This is a genomic window from Altericista sp. CCNU0014 (genome assembly GCF_044923475.1).
GTDB lineage: Bacteria > Cyanobacteriota > Cyanobacteriia > Thermosynechococcales > Thermosynechococcaceae > JAAURS01.
In genome coordinates, this window is sequence record NZ_CP137338.1 from 1,949,878 (window position 1) to 1,968,800 (window position 18,923).

Annotated in this window: 17 protein-coding genes; 12 read left to right on the forward strand and 5 right to left on the reverse strand. The window is 52.1% G+C overall.

Annotation, left to right across the window (positions count from 1 at the left end; translation table 11 throughout):
- Nucleotides 1-9: 9 nt before the first annotated feature.
- Both metK and R6H26_RS09690 read right to left on the reverse strand, forming a co-directional pair.
- Nucleotides 10-1,260 (reverse strand): methionine adenosyltransferase, encoded by a 1,251-nt coding sequence (gene metK, locus R6H26_RS09685; protein ID WP_404790248.1) that lies wholly within the window; start codon nucleotides 1,258-1,260, stop codon nucleotides 10-12.
- Between the two features lie 179 nt (nucleotides 1,261-1,439).
- The gene (locus tag R6H26_RS09690) at nucleotides 1,440-2,228 is read right to left on the reverse strand and encodes an HAD family hydrolase (RefSeq protein ID WP_404790249.1); all 789 of its coding nucleotides are present in this window, start codon (nucleotides 2,226-2,228) and stop codon (nucleotides 1,440-1,442) included.
- A gap of 316 nt (nucleotides 2,229-2,544) precedes the next feature.
- On the opposite strand from R6H26_RS09690, the gene queG reads away from it, so the two are divergent.
- The 7 genes from queG (at nucleotide 2,545) to R6H26_RS09725 (ending at nucleotide 8,040) form a co-directional block, all read left to right on the forward strand.
- Entirely contained in the window at nucleotides 2,545-3,507 is a 963-nt protein-coding gene (gene queG, locus R6H26_RS09695) for a tRNA epoxyqueuosine(34) reductase QueG (protein WP_404790250.1), read from the forward strand.
- A 48-nt stretch (nucleotides 3,508-3,555) separates the two neighbouring features.
- A complete protein-coding gene (locus R6H26_RS09700; protein WP_404790251.1) occupies nucleotides 3,556-4,146 on the forward strand; it encodes a Uma2 family endonuclease in 591 nt (196 codons plus the stop codon).
- Between the two features lie 189 nt (nucleotides 4,147-4,335).
- The gene (locus R6H26_RS09705; protein ID WP_404790252.1) at nucleotides 4,336-6,405 is read left to right on the forward strand and encodes a DNA polymerase III subunit gamma/tau; all 2,070 of its coding nucleotides are present in this window, start codon (nucleotides 4,336-4,338) and stop codon (nucleotides 6,403-6,405) included.
- Between the two features lie 361 nt (nucleotides 6,406-6,766).
- Nucleotides 6,767-6,976 (forward strand): hypothetical protein, encoded by a 210-nt coding sequence (locus R6H26_RS09710; RefSeq protein ID WP_404790253.1) that lies wholly within the window; start codon nucleotides 6,767-6,769, stop codon nucleotides 6,974-6,976.
- 178 nt (nucleotides 6,977-7,154) lie between these two features.
- Nucleotides 7,155-7,298: a hypothetical protein gene (locus R6H26_RS09715; RefSeq protein ID WP_404790254.1), complete on the forward strand. Its 144-nt coding sequence runs from the start codon at nucleotides 7,155-7,157 to the stop codon at nucleotides 7,296-7,298.
- Nucleotides 7,299-7,340: 42 nt separating this feature from the next.
- Nucleotides 7,341-7,502 carry a rubredoxin gene (gene rd, locus R6H26_RS09720; RefSeq protein ID WP_404791270.1) on the forward strand — a complete coding sequence of 54 codons (162 nt, stop codon included), beginning with the start codon at nucleotides 7,341-7,343 and terminating at the stop codon, nucleotides 7,500-7,502.
- Between the two features lie 64 nt (nucleotides 7,503-7,566).
- Nucleotides 7,567-8,040 carry a pentapeptide repeat-containing protein gene (locus R6H26_RS09725; protein WP_404790255.1) on the forward strand — a complete coding sequence of 158 codons (474 nt, stop codon included), beginning with the start codon at nucleotides 7,567-7,569 and terminating at the stop codon, nucleotides 8,038-8,040.
- 215 nt (nucleotides 8,041-8,255) lie between these two features.
- On the opposite strand, the gene R6H26_RS09730 is transcribed toward R6H26_RS09725, so the two are convergent.
- The 3 genes from R6H26_RS09730 to R6H26_RS09740 form a co-directional block, all read right to left on the reverse strand.
- Nucleotides 8,256-8,813, reverse strand: a complete 558-nt coding sequence (locus R6H26_RS09730) for a CBS domain-containing protein (RefSeq protein ID WP_404790256.1) — start codon at nucleotides 8,811-8,813, stop codon at nucleotides 8,256-8,258.
- Nucleotides 8,814-8,876: 63 nt separating this feature from the next.
- Nucleotides 8,877-9,383 (reverse strand): host attachment protein, encoded by a 507-nt coding sequence (locus tag R6H26_RS09735; protein WP_404790257.1) that lies wholly within the window; start codon nucleotides 9,381-9,383, stop codon nucleotides 8,877-8,879.
- A 168-nt stretch (nucleotides 9,384-9,551) separates the two neighbouring features.
- Complete coding sequence (locus tag R6H26_RS09740; RefSeq protein WP_404790258.1) at nucleotides 9,552-10,112, reverse strand: sugar O-acetyltransferase; 561 nt, start codon at nucleotides 10,110-10,112, stop codon at nucleotides 9,552-9,554.
- Between the two features lie 487 nt (nucleotides 10,113-10,599).
- On the opposite strand from R6H26_RS09740, the gene R6H26_RS09745 reads away from it, so the two are divergent.
- The 5 genes from R6H26_RS09745 (at nucleotide 10,600) to R6H26_RS09765 (ending at nucleotide 18,668) form a co-directional block, all read left to right on the forward strand.
- Nucleotides 10,600-13,020: a GH116 family glycosyl hydrolase gene (locus R6H26_RS09745; protein ID WP_404790259.1), complete on the forward strand. Its 2,421-nt coding sequence runs from the start codon at nucleotides 10,600-10,602 to the stop codon at nucleotides 13,018-13,020.
- A 174-nt stretch (nucleotides 13,021-13,194) separates the two neighbouring features.
- Nucleotides 13,195-14,832 carry a CheR family methyltransferase gene (locus R6H26_RS09750; RefSeq protein WP_404790260.1) on the forward strand — a complete coding sequence of 546 codons (1,638 nt, stop codon included), beginning with the start codon at nucleotides 13,195-13,197 and terminating at the stop codon, nucleotides 14,830-14,832.
- Nucleotides 14,833-14,990: 158 nt separating this feature from the next.
- A complete protein-coding gene (locus R6H26_RS09755; protein ID WP_404790261.1) occupies nucleotides 14,991-16,121 on the forward strand; it encodes a response regulator in 1,131 nt (376 codons plus the stop codon).
- Nucleotides 16,122-16,139: 18 nt separating this feature from the next.
- On the forward strand, nucleotides 16,140-17,240 hold the full coding sequence (locus R6H26_RS09760; RefSeq protein WP_404790262.1) for a chemotaxis protein CheW: 1,101 nt from the start codon (nucleotides 16,140-16,142) through the stop codon (nucleotides 17,238-17,240).
- A 57-nt stretch (nucleotides 17,241-17,297) separates the two neighbouring features.
- Entirely contained in the window at nucleotides 17,298-18,668 is a 1,371-nt protein-coding gene (locus R6H26_RS09765; protein ID WP_404790263.1) for a methyl-accepting chemotaxis protein, read from the forward strand.
- Nucleotides 18,669-18,923: the final 255 nt, after the last annotated feature.

The window sequence follows — 18,923 nt, forward strand, 5'->3', positions numbered from 1 at the left end:
AACAGCGCGTCAGACAACAGCAGCACTTAAAGCTGCCTTTAAAACTGCCGCCTTATCTGTCTTTTCCCACGGCAAATCGAGGTCGGAACGACCAAAGTGACCGTAGGCTGCCACATCCTGATAAAAGCGACCGCCCCGCTCGGAAACCAAGCGACGCAGACCGAAATACTCGATCATCCCAGCTGGGCGCAGCTCGAAATTAGCCTTGACCAACTCCAGCAACTGCTCGTCGCCGATCTTCCCGGTATCGAATGTATCGATAAAAATGCTCACGGGACGCGCAACGCCAATCGCATAGCTGAGTTGAACTTCGCACTTTTCAGCCAATCCAGCCGCCACGATATTTTTAGCGATATACCGACAGGCGTAGGCTGCACTGCGATCGACCTTTGTGGGATCTTTTCCAGAAAACGCGCCGCCTCCATGGCGAGAATAGCCACCGTAGGTATCCACAATAATTTTGCGCCCCGTCAAGCCGGAATCGCCTTGAGGGCCGCCCACCACAAACTGTCCGGTTGGGTTGACTAAAAACTTAGTATCGCTGCCGGGCTTAATAGATAAATCTGTAAAAATAGGTTCTACCACTAAAGACCATAAATCTTCTTTGATTTTGGCTTGAACTGCCGAAGGATCCTTAATCTCGCCAATTTCGGGTGCGTGTTGCGTAGATACCAAAATGGTATCGATGCTAACGGGACGGCCTTCTTCATAAGCGACCGTTACCTGCGTTTTGCCATCGGGACGCAGGTAGGGCAATTGCTGAGTTTTCCGCACGGCTGCCAAGCGCCGCGCGATGCGATGGGCCAAGCTAATAGGCAATGGCATGAGCTCGGGGGTCTCGTTACAGGCAAACCCAAACATGATGCCCTGGTCGCCAGCACCCGTCCGGTCGAAGATTTCTTCGCTGCTTTGTTCGCGGGTTTCATGGGCTGAATCTACGCCTTGAGCAATATCTGGAGATTGCTCGTCTAAGGCTACCATGACCGCACAGCTATGGGCGGCAAAACCATTTACGGAGTCTGTATAGCCAATTTCAGCGATTTTTCGACGGGCTAAATCTACAAAATTGACTTGAGCCTTAGACGTAATTTCGCCAGTGATCAGCACTAAACCTGTATTGACCACCACTTCCGCCGCCACGCGGCTATCGGGGTCTTGCGCGAGCATTGCATCAAGGATCGTGTCGGAAATCTGATCGCAAATCTTGTCTGGATGCCCTTCAGTGACGGATTCCGAGGTGAACAAGTAGCGTTTTGACAAGGTAAAATCCTCTCTTGTAAGTCTGGAAATTGAGATAGTCTCGACAAGTTACCAAATAAGGCCGATCCGTCAAATCGCATTCTTTCGGTTAAGAACGGATTCGATCGGAATGATGTTTCAGCGCGGAACCGAGATTTTTTTTCAGTGTATAGGATTTGGATCGAGACACGTCGAGACACCTATACTCCTTCTCTAAAAACCTGTAAATCCTCGGGCCGATCTAGGATACAGGTCGCTTGAGCGATCGCCACTGGCATTTTCCAGCCCCAAGTCACGCCCACACAGCCAGCACTCCCTGCAGCGCGCGCCATTTTCATGTCTAGCGTAGAGTCGCCTATCATGACTGTCTGTTCGGGAGATACATTGAGTTGGCGACAGATAAGCTCGTACAGCTTAGGGTCTGGCTTACTCATCCCCTCTCCATCATCGCCTTGATAGGCAGCAATACTCGATGAAAGCTGATAGGTTTCGACAAATTCTTTAATATGAGCTGTCGTATCGGCAGACAAAATTCCGAGTTTGAGTCCAGATTGCGCCAACTGAGACAGGCTATCTCCAAGATTAGGCAGCAACGGCGTATGAACTGCCTTAGGCTTGAGGTAGCTTTCAGCTTCTTGAAAGGCCGCTGCGGCGATCGCCACGGCTTCTGCCCAATCTCTTCCAGTTTCGGCAACATAGGCCGCAGCAGCAATTTCATTCTCGCGGCGGCTGCCAACGGCCAGTAGCCCCATGGGGCTTACACCTGAAGCTTCCAACCCAAACGCGAGCAAAAGCGGCTCTTGGACGCCCGGAATTTTTGCATCGACAAGCCTCGCCCGCTTTTGCCCGAGGCTTTTGAGATAAGATTCTACCTCGGCAAGAGTACCGTCTTTATCGAAAACGATGGCCTGGATATTTTCAAAGATTCGATCTCGGCAGCGAAGGGTTGCCACGGTAGAAAATCCTGCGGTATGAGACTGACTGTCCATTGCAGGATATCAGAATCTGAGATCGGCCCGGTATCAGGGCGATCGAACAGCTTTATCTCAGCTCGGGTATGGGGATAAAATTGTCACTCGCGCACCGACCAAATTGTAGAAACAAAGGATAAGGCTGAAGGATAATCGCTGTCTGTGGAAAACGTTATCGCTCCAGCGTGATCGGGTCAATCCTGCGATGAGCGATCGGATGTTAGAAACGGCTGGAATGGCTTGGCTGCAATGGTGGCAACGCCATTTTCCTGCGTGACAAGCGAGAATAAAGTGAGGATGCAAATAAATCTGGATTCAAACTAAAAAATCTATCATGTCGCCGATCGCCCGCGAACCAGAGCTGCCAAATGTTGGGGCCATTAAGCAAAAAGCGCTCGACCTTGGATTTCATAAGGTAGGCGTTTCTTCTATTTCTGACCGGACTGAAGCTGCCCAACAACTTCAACAATGGCTGAATCGGGGCCACCATGCAGACATGGCCTGGATGGCCGATCCGCGTCGGCAAGATATTCGTCAAGCGATGCCTGAGGTCCGCTCCGTGATTTCAGTTGCCCTTAACTACTACACGCCGCACCCTCAGTCGCAGGATCCGAGCAAGGCTAAAATCTCGCGGTACGGTTGGGGGCGGGACTATCATAAGGTTTTGGGGCGTCGCCTTAAGGCGATGGCCGTTTGGTTGGAAACCCGAGGTGATGGCATAAAAGCTCGCTACTACGTCGATACGGGTCCCATTGCTGAAAAAGCTTGGGCGCAGCAGGCGGGGCTGGGGTGGATTGGCAAGCATGGGAATGTCATCACTCGCGAGTACGGGTCCTGGGTGTTTTTAGGTGAACTCCTCACCAACCTAGATCTGCCGCCCGATCGCCCCCATACCGAACACTGTGGCACCTGCACCCGCTGCATGGAGGCCTGCCCCACCCAGGCCATCGCGGAACCCTTTGTGGTAGACGCAAATCGCTGTATTGCTTACCAGACGATTGAAAATCGGTCGGAGCGTATTCCTGAGGCGATCGCCCCCCATCTCCACAACTGGGTGGCGGGCTGCGATATTTGTCAGGAGGTCTGTCCCTGGAACGAACGCTTTGCGCGGGAAACCGATATCCCAGACTTTCAGCCTTACCCCGAAAATCTGGCCCCGCCCCTCGTGGAATTGGCGCAACTCTCAGACTCAGACTGGGATCGGCGCTTTCGGGCTTCGGCGCTGCGGCGGATCCGCCCCGATATGATGCGGCGCAATGCAAAGGCATCGTTACCGGAGACAACATCACAACCATGATGCAATTCGTCTAGAACTTAAGCAGAACTGACTAGGAGATAAATCAGCATGATTGCCGCAAAAGATAATTCCCCACAGCTTACTCCCGAAGAATACTTTGCCTGGGAAGAAAAGCAGCTAGAAAAGCATGAATATATTAATGGCGAAGTCTATGCGATGAGCGGCGGTAGTGTAAATCACGGTCGCATTGCTATCAAGTTTACCGCCATGTTCGATTCTCATTTAGAGAATAGTGTCTGTATAACGGGCAACTCTGACATTAAGATTAATATTGTTGAAACGAAGAACTATACTTACCCTGATGCCAGCGTAACGTGCGACGATCGAGATAAAATCACCGCTCAACATTTTACTTATCCCTGTCTAATCGTTGAAGTTCTGTCCAATAGCACCGAAGCATACGATCGCGGCAGCAAGTTTAGAATGTACCGAAACAACCCTGTCTTACAAGATTATCTATTAGTGAGCTCTACTACCATCGAAATGGACTTGTATCATAAAAAAGATACAGGTGAATGGATCATCGTTAATTACAAAGAAGGCGATACGGTAGAACTCAAAAGTATCAACCTCAGCTTCGCGATCGAGCAAGTTTATCGCGGTCTCGACCTAACCCCAGAATCTGAACCGACCATCTGAATTTTCTCGACACCGAGTACTGGTGCCAAAACTAATACTAAGTCGTCAACTAGTGGAATTGGTGCTTTTGGGCTTCGGCCCTGCGGTGGATCCAATCTGATTATGATGTGGCGCAATGCAAAGGCATCCTTACCGGACGCGACCCCCTACACTAGTAGTTAAAGACGCTTTTCTGAGCACCCCCCGGTGATGAGTTACGAACCCCTTCACCATAAATATCGCCCCCAAACCTTCGCGGATTTGGTGGGACAAGAGGCGATCGCCACCACCCTCAGCAACGCCATGCGCCTGCGGCGGATCGCTCCGGCCTACCTGCTTACAGGCCCGCGAGGGACGGGTAAAACCTCCAGCGCCCGCATTTTGGCCAAGTCTCTCAACTGTATTCGCACAGACGTGCCGACCCCAGAACCCTGTGGTGTTTGTGAAGTGTGCGAATCGATCGCGAGGGGCAACGCCCTAGACGTCATTGAAATCGATGCTGCCAGCAATACGGGCGTGGACAACATTCGGGAACTGATCGAGCGCGCTCAGTTTGCCCCCGTCCAGTGCCGCTACAAAATTTACTGCTTAGACGAAGTCCACATGCTCAGCACGGCTGCCTTTAACGCGCTGCTGAAAACCTTAGAAGAACCGCCCGACCGCGTGGTGTTTATCCTCGCCACGACCGACCCGCAACGGGTGTTGCCCACCATTATTTCGCGCTGCCAGCGTTTTGATTTTCGCCGGATTCCGCTCCAGTCGGCGATCGAGCATTTAACCTACATCGCCCAGCAGGAAAATATTGCGATCGCCCCTACAGCCATCGAACTCGTCGCCCAAATTTCTCAGGGGGGGATGCGGGATGCGGAAAGTTTGCTGGATCAGCTCAGCTTGCTGGCAGGAGAAATCACGGTCGACCGCATTTGGGACCTAGTCGGTTCGGTGCCGGAACGGGATTTGTTGGCGCTGGCAGAGGCGATCGCCACGGCCAACCCAGAAATCATCCTAGAGCGAACCCGGCATCTATTGGATCGCGGGCGGGAACCCCTGACAGTCCTGCAAAATCTGACGGGTTTTTACCGGGATTTGCTGATTGCTAAAACGGCACCCCAGCGCAGAGATCTGGTGGCGCTGACAGCAGAAACCTGGGAAGCCATCTGCCGTTTTGCCCAAACCGTCGACCTCAATACTATCCTGGCCGGGCAGCAGCACCTGCGTACCTGCGAAATTCAGATCAAAAACACGACCCAGCCGCGCCTTTGGTTGGAGGTTACGCTACTGGGACTCATTCCGTTTGCAGCCCCGCAAGCCGCACCGAGTTTGACGCCACCGACGGGGTTTCAGCCTGCTGCGGTCGCATTGCCTTCCCCTCCAGTTCCCCAGCAGATTCCTCAAGCCAATGGCGTGCAGTCTCCCACGTTGACACCAGAGGTTGCAGTCGGTGAAGCGATCGCCTCTACTTCCGCTGGCGTTCGTTCTGAAGTGGAAGCGATCGCCCCGCCGATCCTCGACGACGATGTGTGGCCGACCGACATCGCCGCCCCTGAGGGCGATCGACCCATGGCGAAACCGCCGCTCGCTAGCGCCTCTGAGTCTGCACCCAAGGCCGCTGCCTCTCCACCTGCCATCTACGCGCAAACACCCCCCCCAGTGCAGCCTCCAGTGCAGCCCCAAGCAGCAGAGGTATCGGAACTCAATCTAGTACAGCTCTGGCAGCAGTTGCTCTCCCATCTCAACCGTCCGTCGCGCGCGTTATTGAGCGAACACGGTCAGTTGATTTCGTTTCGGGGCCGGGAAGCACAGATTGGGATTCGGAATGGATCCTTGGCTCGCATCGCCCAAAGCAAACTTCCAGATGTTGAAGCGGCATTTCTGAAGCTGTTCGATCGCAAAGTGGTCGTAAGTTTGCACGTTACGACCGCTGAAGTATCTACAGCTCCCGTTCCCCCCAACCCGGCAAATCGGACGCCACCCGTCCTTCCAGAGCAAAAATTTCCAGCCTCAGTTGCAACTCGCGCTCCAATGCAGGTTGCTTCAGCCGAATCGCCTCCGCTCGCACCGGCACCCCCCGTAGAAACCTTTACCCCGCCGCCCGTGGAGGTCTCTCCCGTTGCGGCACCCGTCTGGGAAACCTTTGATGCCTTGACCCACGCGGCCCGCGATTTCGCTCAGTTTTTTAATGGAGCTTTGGTGAATTTGGAGGGGACGCCAGAGGTAGAGATGACCGCGCCTTTGGCTTTAGAAGAAAAAATAGATAGCCCTGAATGGGATGAACCCTAAAGGTCCGTAAATTAATTTACGTTAACTATGCCCTTTTTTGTCAGGTAGAGAATTCTTGAGGTGTTTGAATCGTTTTAACGAACGAAAAATCAACTTTTTTGCCCTGCGACCAAAATGGAATAAGTCAATCTCTTGACAAAGACTTTCATTCAAGGTTGGCTGAAAACTCATATGACTGCAGCAGTACCTGTCAAAAGTGCAAGTATAATTGGTATGTGCCAATAGAGCTGCAGATCCAAAAAACATGGTTTTGTGCTCGGCGGTTAGCAATCAGCGAACGTGTCTAAAGATATAGCCGCTTGAGCGTGAGTTGTTATTAGGCTTTCACAGTCCTTAAGCAGCGAGAAAGGAGGATTTAGACATGAATGGAAAAACATATCTCCTGATTTCGGCAGCTATTTTTGCATTAATCGCAATATTGCATATTGTTAGGCTAGTCAATCGCTGGTCGATTTTGATTGGGTCGTTTACAGTTCCGCTTTGGGGTTCGTGGCTGGGGTTTATCCTTGCAGCTGCTTTAAGCGTATGGGCTTTTCGTCTGATGGGGAAGTGGAGTTTTAGACACCATTAAAATTCCAATCCACGAAAACGGCTCTCGTAAAAATAGCCCCGCCTGAGCGCGAACGGTCGAGGAGAAGACAGTCATCGAGATCGGATTGCTAAAGCAAGACTGGCGCGCTTTGAGGGCTTAATTTTAGATGCGACCAGTACAGTCGTAAGGTTAGCGAGAAAAATTTGGAGGATGTTTAATGGCTATTTCTAGATGGCTCAACCGTTTATTCCAGCGAATTACGGCAGATTCAGTCAGTTGTGGAACATTAGCACTTTGGGCTGCGGCAATGGGGTTACTCATTGTCGCGATGCAGATCTTTTCCACTAGTAAGGCGCTATAGCTCTTTTTGCCCAAACTGTTGAGTTTTGTTGGAGGCTGAATGATGCGGTACGAATGTGAGAGCTGCGGGTATATTTACGACCCATCGGAGGGCGATCCAGATGGTAATATTGAACCAGGCACTCCTTTTGAAAAGATTCCTGACGATTGGGTTTGTCCTGTGTGCGGTGCCGTAAAAAGTCAGTTTATCCCTTTAGAATCCTGAGGAATCCGCCCGACGAAAGTGCCTGAACTTTTTCACAGTCTTGGGTATTAAAGAGGTGAATTCTATGGATATCGAGCGACTGATCGGGAATTATGCTGCCGGAGAGCGGAATTTTCAGGGTGTTTGCTTGCATCAGGCGAATCTCAGTCAAGCGGATCTCAGTCAAGCCAACTTCAGCCAAGCTGACCTCAGCAGTGCGGATTTGAGCGGGGCAAACTTGAGCGGGGCAAACTTGAGCAACGCCAATCTCAGCAATGCCGACTTGAGCGGGGCCGACCTGCGGAGTGCCAATCTCAGCGATGTAAATCTCATTGGAGCGGACTTAATTCAGGCTAAGTTAGGACGCGCAAATTTGAGTGGGGCGGACCTGCGCGGCAGCAACTTAACGCAGGCTGACTTGACAGGTACTAACCTCAATGAGGCAGAACTGTGCGGTGCCGATTTGACAGGTGCCAATGCGAGCGATGCCGAACTCGAGCGAGCTGCAGCGTGTAGCGGTGTATCTCACAGATGGTTGACTTGGGCGGGGAGTCGTTAGCGCGAGCAAACCGTTCCGCCTCGTACGATTCGATCGCGGTTTTTACAAAATGCGAAAGGGGCGATCGCGGGTCAAACTAGCATTCTGGCTGGCGATCGTTTGCTCGCAGTTGTTAGGCTGCGTCCAAAATCGCGCGTGCAAAGGTGTTCGCAATACTTTGAGCCATTGATCCGCCAGAAACCTGAAGGACGCGTAAGAAGAATAGCCGCAACGCTCTATTTGTCGAGTTTTGCGGCTGCTCTGCGACGGGCCGCTTCTGCTTGCAACTCTTCCACGATGTCCCACGCAACCGCACATTCGCGAGACACTTGGGTCTCCGGGTCGCAGACGATCCGAGCGTGATTGAGCGCTTCTTGAATGCGCAGGGAAAGGGTATCGATCGCGATTTGTTCGCCAACATCCGTTTTCATGACCAGATCGGTGGCTGAAATAATCCCGAGGAGTTCTCCGCGATCGATAACGGGCGCGCGTTGAATGCCACTATCGGCAAAGAGCTGCGCGACTTCTTGGAGGTTGAGTTCGGGGTGCACTTCAATGCAGGGCTGGCGCATGATGTCGCCAACTTTTACCAGCGACGGATCGGTACCGACGGCCATAACTTTATAAACAATATCTCGCTCGGTGACGATCCCATAGCGCGCGGGTTCGTCGGGGCAAACGGCAATGAGAGAGCGAATCTTTTTGTCCTGCATCAGGGCGATCGCCTGAGCCACTGTAACGGTACTGAGGATCGTCAGAACGTTCTCCGTCATGATGTCTTTTGCTTTCAGCACGAGCGACCTCCTAGAAAACCGTTTGCAAAATAAGTTCGTCCATCAACCGGGCTATCTGCGGCATTAAGAATCGGGTAAAACGCGTAAATTTTGGCGCGCCGGAAGCAGTTGCTTGCTGGCTAAATACTCGTGTAAGTCGTGGGTGGAAAGATGGCAGAGATCCTTCCCGAGTTCCTTAATCGTAACGGACTTGCCAAGTTTGGCATTCATAGATTCGCGCAGTACCCCCAGCATCTGAGGTTCGGACGCGATTAGCACGTGGCGAATTTCGTGGGATTCCATCAATGCTTTCATCCGAGCGACGATTTTTTGCGAAAACCGCTGGCCAAACTCTGCTAAATGATTGTCTCGACGATCGTCGTAGCTGTGACTTTGACCGCCGGAGCTGCGGTTACGGCCTGTTTTCGAACTAGCCCATAGGTCCTGCCCCAAAAGCTCGTTCTCTTCGTTAAGGAGTGCTTCTTGCTCGACGAGGTTTGGCCCTGCCTCGAACTCAGGAAAATCAACAGGCTCTAAGATCGAAAATCGTGCTCTAGTTCCATTGAGAACCACCACCAGAGTGCGGTTCATAAAGCACCTCCAAGGCTCTGGTCGTTTCGATCCTAACAACTCCAGCCCAGAAAAATATTAATGTGGCATAAAGCTTAACTCAGAGCTAGCATCCAGAAGAGTTGACCGCCAGACGATCGGAGGTGAGGACTGAGGCAATGGTGAGGATCTCCCTCAAAATCCTTTCAATTACTCCTCAATCCTGCGAATAACGCGGCAGGGATTCCCCACTGCCACCACTCCTGCTGGGATGTCCTTCGTCACAACACTCCCCGCTCCTATGACCGACTTCGTTCCGACGTGCACCCCCGGACAAATAATGGCACCTCCACCCACCCATACATCGTCGTCGATCCTAACCGAACGTCCGAGTTCTAGGCCCATTCTCCGTTCCGTCGCGCTTAACGGATGCGTTGCGGTATAAATCTGTGCGGCAGGTCCGAAAAACACGCTCGATCCGATCGCCACTGGTGCGACATCAAGGACAACGCAGTTGAAGTTGAAAAAAACCTTTTCTCCGAGCGTAATGTTATTTCCGTAATCGCAATAGAAAGGAGGCTCGATCCAACATCCCAATCCCATCGCAGGAATTAATTCCTCGATTAAACGATCGCGCTCTTCTAGTCGATCGGCGCGGGTGTCGTTGAATGCCTTCAACAGCAGGCGAGCGCGTCGGCGCTCGGCGGAGAGTTGCGGGTCGAGAGGGTTATAAAGCTCGCCCTCCAACATTTTTTCTTTTTCGCTTTTCATTCAATTAAAACAATATGGATTAACAATAATCTCGGTATTGCTTGGGCATCGCGCCTGTGAGCTTGCGAAATTGCTCGCGGGAAGTGCAGTGGTTTGCCGCGAGCCACCATCGACGGACCAAGTGACGCGATCGCGGGGTGCGAAGGCTACGCTGATACACCGCTCGGGCATGGCAAAGTCAACGTCACTTACCTCCTCTAAACGCCCGTATTCCACCGTGAGGCCATCCCAAGGTTTGGGCGCGCGATGGATTGGTGGTGGTGGCGATGGAGGTCATAAATCAATCGATTTTAAAGTGATTTGACAATTTTAGCGATTCTCTGCCAATCCTTCTATCCAGAGATGCTTGTGGTTTGGGTAGAAGTGCTTTGGATAGAAGCGATCGGGTTTCGATCTGAATGCCGAGATTTCATGCGGCGTTTGAAACATCAGAAATTGACCGATGGTGTAGGTTCATAAAAGCCCGCATAGCCCCTAAAATTGTGGGATGACAAATCAGCACCCCTCCCCCAACATTCCGTCCTGTGCCTGGAATCGCCCGATCGGCAAAGGCTGGGATAAACCCTATACCGTCCGCTATGCGAGTAACCTAGACGATGGCCCTTGGCATGGAATGCCCCTTGGCGGCTTTGGGGCGGGTTGCTTTGGGCGCAGTCCGCGCGGGGAATTCAACCTTTGGCACATTGACGGTGGGGAGCACGTATTCCAAACCATGCCCGCTTGCCAGTTCAGTCTTTTCGAGCAGGTGGGAGACGCCGCACCCCAAGCTTACGCGCTCTCTACCGAACCCCCTAGAGATGGTACCCTCAGTAGCTGGCAGTGGTACCCGGCGGAAACGGGCGGCACCTATCACGCGCTCTACCCGCGCAGTTGGTTTGTCTACGAAAACGCGTTTCAAGCACAGATAACTTGCGAACAGTTTTCGCCCATCGTGCCCCATAACTACCAAAACACCAGCTACCCCGTTGCCATCTTTGCTTGGACGCTCCGCAATCCCACAACCGAACCCATTACCCTCAGCATTTTGCTCACCTGGCAAAACATGGTGGGCTGGTTTACCAATGCCCTCAAGTCTCCCGACGTAAAAGTGCGGGATGACGGCAGCCCCGAATACGAGTACAAACCTCGCATCGGTGAAAGTGCGGGCAATTTCAATCAGGTCATTGAAGACCGCAGTCGCTTTGGCTGTATTTTGGGCCGCACTTCCAACTCCCTCGATCGCCCCGTAGCCGAAGGGGAAGGGCAGTGGGCGATCGCCACGTTTGCTTCGCCCTACAAGCAAGATACGTTCTACCACAGTCGTTGGAATCCGTCTGGAGATGGCAGCGAACTCTGGTCTACCTTTGCCAAAGATGGCTCCCTAGCGGATGCAGGGGACGAAACGCCAGCGGTTGAAGGGGAGCAGATTGGGGCGGCGATCGCCGTTCGTATCACCCTGGCTCCTGGCGAATCCCAGCAGATCCCGTTTGTCGTGGCGTGGGATTTTCCTATCACTGAATTTGCAGAAGGCGTGCCCTACTACCGTCGCTATACCGACTTTTTTGGGCGCAACGGTAACAATGCTTGGTCGATCGTGCGAGACGCACTCAAACACTACCAAGATTGGCAAATTCAGATTCAGGCATGGCAGCAGCCGATCCTAGACCGAACCGATCTATCGGACGGCTTCAAGATGGGGTTAATGAACGAACTCTACGACCTCACCAGCGGCGGCGCGCTGTGGAGTGCGGGTGACGAGCGCGACCCCATCGGGCAATTTGCGGTGCTGGAATGCTTGGACTACCGCTGGTACGAAAGCTTAGACGTGCGGCTGTACGGCTCCTTCGCCCTCTTCATGCTGTGGCCGGAGCTGGATAAGTCCGTCATGCGTGCCTTTGCCAGGGCCATCCCCACCGCCGACGATCGCACCCGCACGATCGGCTACTACCATACCCTTGGGGTCGAAAGTCCCTTCGCCCTCCGCAAAGCCCTGAATGCAACGCCCCACGATCTGGGCGCGCCCAACGAGCACCCGTGGGAGAAAACCAACTACACCAGCTATCAAGATTGCAACCTTTGGAAAGACTTGCCTGCGGATTTTGTGCTGCTGGTTTATCGGAATTTCTTGCTCGCAAGCAGTACCGATACGGAATTTTTGTCTGAATGCTGGCCTGCGGTGACGGCAGCCTTAGATTACCTCAAAGCTTTTGATGAAGATGGAGACGGCATCCCCGAAAATTCTGGCGCGCCGGATCAGACCTTCGACGATTGGCGGCTGCAGGGCATTAGCGCCTACTGTGGGGCATTGTGGATTGCGGCGTTGGAAGCGGCGATCGCCATTGCCAAGGTCCTCAAGTCTTCAGGGGCGATCGCGGGCGAGGAGATTGCTACCTATCAAACTTGGCTGGCCCAATCGCGGCCCCTGTACCAATCCACGCTTTGGAACGGTCAGTATTACCGTCTCGATAGCGGCAGCGGTTCCGATGTAGTGATGGCCGATCAGTTGTGCGGTCAATTCTACGCGCGGCTGTTGTCTCTACCGGATGTGGTGCCAGAGGATTGCGCTCGCAGCGCGCTAAAAACCGTTTACGATACCTGTTTTCTGGGCTTTAATAACGGCACTTTGGGAGCGGCCAACGGGTTGCGGCCTGGCGGCATTCCCGAAAAGCCGGATGCGACCCATCCCCTTGAGGTGTGGACGGGCATTAACTTTGGCTTGGCGGCCTTTCTGCTCCAGATGGGCATGGGCGAGGAAGCCTTTAAGCTGACGGAGACGGTCATTTCGCAGATCTACGAGAATGGGCTTCAGTTCCGCACGCCTGAAGCCATTACGGCGGAGGGGACATTCCGCGCTTGCATGTACCTGCGACCGATGGCGATTTGGTCCATCTATGGCGTACTGACAGATTTTGCTGAGTTGAGACAGTAGATCGGGCAGGGTGCGAGAGGCGCAAATCGTTCGACGCCGCAGTATTGACGCGGCGATCGATGCGGGCGCTCGGGCTAGCCGCCAGCATTTCGCATTCATTTGTTTTGCGTCAGGTTTCTGCTGCAAGCAGGGCACTCTAGGGAAGCGTATTTTGCTAGAGAGGCTTGAAGCTGCATGAATCCTGCACTGCTAGAAGAATTTTGCCATTTGATTACCGTAAAAACGGGTCTCAAAATCCGCGAACAGGATCGTCTGGCTTTATCTAAATGCATTGCAAAACGGGTTCAAGCCCTTGAATTGTCGGGTGCTGAGGCGTATTACCATCTCTTGCAAGAAGCATTAAGTCAGGCGACCCAGGGATGGGCCAAACATCCAGAGCTGCAAATTTTGGCCCCGGCCATTACCACGGGAGAGAGCTATTTTCTGCGCGATCGCGGCCAGATAGAAATCTTAGAACATCACCTGTTGCCGGAGTTGATTCGGCAGAAACGAGAAGCCTGCCTGAACGGCAGAGGACTGAAACCTGCGCTGAAAATTTGGAGTGCCGGGTGCTCCACGGGAGAAGAAGTATATACCCTCGCCACCCTCGTCAAAAAATTGCTGCCCGACTGGCAGCATTGGAACGTATCGATTCTCGGCACCGATCTCAACCCCGAAGCCATCGAGCGGGCGAAACGGGGGGTTTACAAACGCTGGTCTTTTCGACAGACGCCGCCTGAATTTCAAAAGCAATACTTCCGCGAGCATGCCGACGGGTGGGAAATCGAACCATCGCTGCGAAAATTCGTTCTTTTCCAGCCGATGAATCTGCTCCAGTCGAGAAGCTGGTCGGAAAACCCGCACCTACAAGACATCGATCTAATTCTCTGTCGGAATGTATTTATTTACTTCAAACACGATGCGATCGCGACCATTCTCAAGCAGTTCTATGCAGCGCTGAATCCTGACGGCTATCTCATCACGGGGCATTCAGAATTGCAAGGTCAAGATATGGGACAGTTCAAACTTTTACTATTCCCGGAATCGGTTGTTTACCAGCGCTCCTTGGCAGCAGAACCCATTTCAACGACTTCTGCAACAACTGCCACAACGATCGCAATGCCATCCAACGGCACCGCAACGCCCAAAAAGGCCGATCGACCCACAGCTACTGTAGTTCGGCCCTTGCAAACCCCAATCCGCAAACCCGTCGAACCAGCAACTTCTAAGACTGACCATTCAGTTCGAATCAAAACAGCGTTTCAAGCCAATGCCGATCCGGCAGAAAAACCTGCGGAGATTTTGGAGAAAGTCCGACAGTTACTATCTCAGGGGCGCTACACTGCGGCACTTACCACGACTGAGCCATTGCTGGAGCAAAATCCCAACTGTAGCGAAGTATACTACTTGCGAGCGCAAGCCTACGCCAATCAAGGTGACTTGGCCCAAGCGATCGCAGCCTGCGAGCAATCCCTGCGACTGAATCCCGATTTCTTAGAACCGCTCTATCTGCTCGCCCAAATTGCCGAAGAGCAACAGAACCCGCATCAATGCAAGGCGATATTAAAGAAAATTCTGTACTTAGACCCAACCTCAATAGCAGCCTACATCGATCTGGGAACGCACTATATTAACGAAGGTGAGAGCGCGAGGGCTCAAAAAATGTTTCAAAGTGCCTGGGAATTACTCCAGCCCCTCCCTCCAGAACGACAGGTGTGCTATCGCGGCAATGTGTCTGTACGATCGCTGCAAAACCATCTCAAAATCTTACTTTCAAATAGAAGTCTTCTATCAATTTCATGGAAATCTAAAATAAATAAAAACATACAATGAAATGTTTAAACGTGAAGACAATTTGAGCATACTAAGTTTGGGGTAGTTCGGAATATCTATTTAGAGATGTTGACCGCTTTACCTACAGGAGCTAAATTCTTGTAGCTCGTGCCCCATGCGCCAACATCGATCGTATGTAACGGGGGGAAGCCGGGATTATGCAGTTTCAGGCCGGACAGTTATCAAATCTCATCATTCAGCTGGAGAGAGAACGGTTTACGGGGACGGCTCTTGTAAATGCCGACGTTGGTACTGAAGAAGAAATATCAAAGGTATTTGCCTTTTGGAAGGGGGAGCTTACCTTTGTCGGCGATCGCCTTCCGTCGCCGCTAGAATTTGCAGGTCGTATCAAGCACAAGCTCAATATTACCTTCATGGACTCTGCACTGAAAGTTTTGGAAGGTCGCGTCAAGAATCGAGATTCGGTCCGCGAATTGGTCGATTTTATCAATCGCTTTGGGCTGTTCAAGTGGGAAGATCTGGAACCTTTAATCGAGAGAGATATCGTACTTCAATTAGAAACGTTGCTCGCGCGCTCTGGCGAGGTGGCGCTAGATCGAGAAGTCGATTTCGATTTGAGTTTCGGGCACGACTGCCACGGCTTTCGGTGGGAACTTCTCCGAAAAACATTGGTTCAACGACAGCAGCATTGGCAAGCGCTGTCGCCCTTTACGCCTGCAACCGTTGTCTCTACGAGTGCGGGAACGGGCGTTCTTTCACAGGATATAAAAGCCCATTTGGATACGTGGGTAGACGGACGGCGACCGATCTCAAAAATTGCCGTGCAAACCAACATAGATTCTTTAGAGCTAGCTTATAGATATAGCAAGCTCTTCAAGCAAGGTTGGCTGATTTTCCCCGGTGCAGTTGCAAGCGCACCAGAGAACGCTCGGGTTGAAAGCACTGCCTACCGTCCCGTGCTATTGAGCGTTGACGATAGCCCGATCGTACAGGTTTCGATTCAGCGGGCGATTAGCGATCGCTACGAAGTTCTTTGCGCCAAGAGCGCCGTTGAAGCGCTCAATCTTTTGAACAAACACAAGGTAGAACTACTATTGCTAGACGTGACCATGCCGGATATCGACGGATTGGAACTGTGCCGGACCATTCGCAATATCGGTAAATTCAGGGATCTTCCGGTCATCATGCTGACGGCTAAAGATGGCCTCATCGACAAGGTAAAAGGACAGTTTGCCGGGTCCACTCACTATATGACGAAGCCTGTCGATCGAGAAAAGTTATTGCCCGTGCTGGAAAAATACATTCCCGTCAGAGAAGAAGCTGCCTAAATTATTGCAATAGATATTATGAATACCTCAGATTTTCTGATGTTCCGACTGCGACAGTTGCAGTACGGAATCCCAGTTTCCTACGTGCGCGAAATCTTCCCGTTGCCTGAAATCAACCCGGTTCCTGAAGCCCCCGGCGATATCATCGGCCTTCTGAATTGGCGCGGTAAAGTGTTGCCCGTCATGCACCTCGATCGCCGCCTCGGCTATCCCATGCAATCCTGCCGTCTCAGCGACAGCGTAATTGTTATCGAGTGGCAAGGGCTACAGGTGGGCGTCATTGTCGATCGGGTCGAGGATGTTCTCTCTGTAGAAGAAAGCGCGATCGATCGAGACTTTGCCTATGGGCGAGAGAACCATGTCAATACGGCGTTTCTCGCAGGCGTGGCCAAGCTTGAAACCAAAATGCTTCTGCTTCTGAATGCAGATGCACTCATCCGTCTGGCGGATGAAGTGGCGATTCTCGTCTGGGAAAGCCAACTGCAAGCCCAAGCTGATGGAGGAGCGATCGCCCCAAACGACCGATCTGAGATCGGTGCCGAAGGTCAAATTGCGAGCGAAGCCGAATCGATCGCTACCGATTTTTACGCCCTCTACTGTCCCGACGCCACCGTTGCTGACCGCGCCATCTTTCAACGGAGAGCCGAAGAACTAAAGCAATCCCACGAAGAGGACCGTCGCGCTGAAACCATCCCCATTGCGGTTTTGGGTTTGGGCGGTGAATATTTTGGGCTGAAACTGGATGCCGTGCGGGAGTTTGTCGACCTGCCCAAGGTTCACCCGATTCCCTGCTGCCCAACCCATATTCTGGGCAATCTGAATTTACGAGGAGAAGTTGTCACCCTGATTGATATCAAAACGACTTTGAATCTTAAATCCGATCGACAAGGTAAACCCAAAGTCGCGATCGCCCAGGTGGGAGAAGTGGTTGCGGGCATTGCCATTGACGATGTCTGGGACATTCTTTACATCAACGAGGAAGATTTGCTCAATTCCTCTGGGAGCGAGACAAATCCCTGGATTCAAGGCGTGACCCCCTATCAAAACAAGATGGTAAGCATTTTGAATCTCCCCCATCTGTTTCAATCCGACACCCTTAGTGTCAATGAATCGATTTAATGCCTTCGAGGCAATACCGAGAACCCCCTCTTAACTTAATCCATAGGAACAACAACCATGAAATTTACTATTACAAATCGTCTTCGCTATACTGTTTTTGGTCTAGGCATTTTAGCCATTGGCAATATTGCCCTTCTGGACAGCTCCATTCGGGAAATGAGTGGAGATAGTGCCATAGTCAATAATGCAGGTGTTGTGCGGGGAGCCTCCCAGAGGCTTGTAAAATTGCACTTAGCAGGTAATGTGACTAAAGCAAAAACCGTTCAAACAAAAGTAGCAGATACGCTAAAAGCACTGAGAAATGGAGATGCTAAACTCAATCTCCCTAAGGCGACCGATCCTTCCTTTATTGCTAAGCTTGACGAACTAGATATTCTCTGGAAACAGTTTGAACAGGGGATGGAAGTTGCGATCGGCAATTCCAAAATGAATAATAATTTAGTGGATCTCAGTGAGAAGTTCTTTGAGACAGCCGATCGAGCCACAGCCGCCGCTCAAAAGTATGCTGAATCTCATGTACAACGAACCCGACTATTACAGGTTGTCGTTTTGGGGATGAACCTAGCGGCACTCGCCGGAATTTTTGTCATCGTGCAGCGCGTTGCTAAAACGTTGACGGGTTCGACGACGGCTCTAGCTTCCACGTCTACCCAAATCGCGTCTGCCGTAGAGCAACAGGAGCGCTACTTGTCCGAACAAGCAGCTTCTGTCAACGAAACCACCACCACCATCGAAGAATTAGGTGCCTCTTCTCGCCAAGCTGCCGAACAAGCCGATGCTTCTGCAGCGGGCGCGCAACAGGCGATTTCTATCTCTGGCGACGGTTCTAAAATTGTATCCCGGACGATGCTTGGGATTGGCGACCTCCGCAAGAAAGTAGAAGCGATCGCCGATAAAATCATGCAGCTGAGCGAGCAAACGGCTCAAATTTCCACCATCTCCGACTTGGTGGCCGATATTGCCAATCAAACCAACATGCTCTCTCTCAATGCAGCGGTGGAAGCAGCACGGGCAGGTGAGCAAGGTAAGGGCTTTGCAGTGGTTGCGGGCGAAGTTCGCAAACTTGCAGAACAAAGCAAGAAATCTGCGGATAAGATCAACACCTTGGTTTCTGAAGTCCAAGCTTCCATCAACAGCACCGTGATGGTGACGGATGAAGGTACCAAAACCGCCCAGGAAAGTATTCGCTTGGCAGAGGAAACTGCAGATGCCTTCAATGGCATTGCCAGTTCCATCAACGATGTGTTCTTGAACAGCCAACAGATTGCACTGAGCGCGAAGCAGCAAGCCGTGGCTGTCCAGCAAGCCGTGTCTGCTATGAATGCGATCAACTTGGGTGCAAAGGAAACGTCTGCTGGGGTTTCTCAGGTGAAGGCCGCCACGCAAGATCTAGCCGGTACTGCAAAGGAACTGCAAGCGATCGTTTGAGGAAGAAAGGCCATCCATTGATTGCGATGGCCTTTCCCCTAGAGCCTTACGGTGTAGACACAAGTCTCAAACATCTTGCGCTAGCCCCCCCAACCCCCCAATTCTGGGGGGAGAAATCCGAAAACTAGGGTCAGTTCCCCCCAATATTGGGGGGTTAGGGGGGCGAATGCAGGGTTGAATAGGTTTCCAGAAAGGATGTGTGTACACGGTAGCCTAGAGCCTCGATCGCGAAGCGATCGCCGCATTCTTTCACCA

Bases quoted from the DNA above. Each gene is read 5' to 3' on its own strand.
- R6H26_RS09690 (WP_404790249.1), bottom strand. From the start codon at position 2,228: ATGGACAGTCAGTCTCATACCGCAGGATTTTCTACCGTGGCAACCCTT.
- queG (WP_404790250.1), top strand. From the start codon at position 2,545: ATGTCGCCGATCGCCCGCGAACCAGAGCTGCCAAATGTTGGGGCCATT.
- R6H26_RS09700 (WP_404790251.1), top strand. From the start codon at position 3,556: ATGATTGCCGCAAAAGATAATTCCCCACAGCTTACTCCCGAAGAATAC.
- R6H26_RS09705 (WP_404790252.1), top strand. From the start codon at position 4,336: ATGAGTTACGAACCCCTTCACCATAAATATCGCCCCCAAACCTTCGCG.
- R6H26_RS09710 (WP_404790253.1), top strand. From the start codon at position 6,767: ATGAATGGAAAAACATATCTCCTGATTTCGGCAGCTATTTTTGCATTA.
- R6H26_RS09715 (WP_404790254.1), top strand. From the start codon at position 7,155: ATGGCTATTTCTAGATGGCTCAACCGTTTATTCCAGCGAATTACGGCA.
- rd (WP_404791270.1), top strand. From the start codon at position 7,341: ATGCGGTACGAATGTGAGAGCTGCGGGTATATTTACGACCCATCGGAG.
- R6H26_RS09725 (WP_404790255.1), top strand. From the start codon at position 7,567: ATGGATATCGAGCGACTGATCGGGAATTATGCTGCCGGAGAGCGGAAT.
- R6H26_RS09735 (WP_404790257.1), bottom strand. From the start codon at position 9,383: ATGAACCGCACTCTGGTGGTGGTTCTCAATGGAACTAGAGCACGATTT.
- R6H26_RS09740 (WP_404790258.1), bottom strand. From the start codon at position 10,112: ATGAAAAGCGAAAAAGAAAAAATGTTGGAGGGCGAGCTTTATAACCCT.
- R6H26_RS09745 (WP_404790259.1), top strand. From the start codon at position 10,600: ATGACAAATCAGCACCCCTCCCCCAACATTCCGTCCTGTGCCTGGAAT.
- R6H26_RS09750 (WP_404790260.1), top strand. From the start codon at position 13,195: ATGAATCCTGCACTGCTAGAAGAATTTTGCCATTTGATTACCGTAAAA.
- R6H26_RS09755 (WP_404790261.1), top strand. From the start codon at position 14,991: ATGCAGTTTCAGGCCGGACAGTTATCAAATCTCATCATTCAGCTGGAG.
- R6H26_RS09760 (WP_404790262.1), top strand. From the start codon at position 16,140: ATGAATACCTCAGATTTTCTGATGTTCCGACTGCGACAGTTGCAGTAC.
- R6H26_RS09765 (WP_404790263.1), top strand. From the start codon at position 17,298: ATGAAATTTACTATTACAAATCGTCTTCGCTATACTGTTTTTGGTCTA.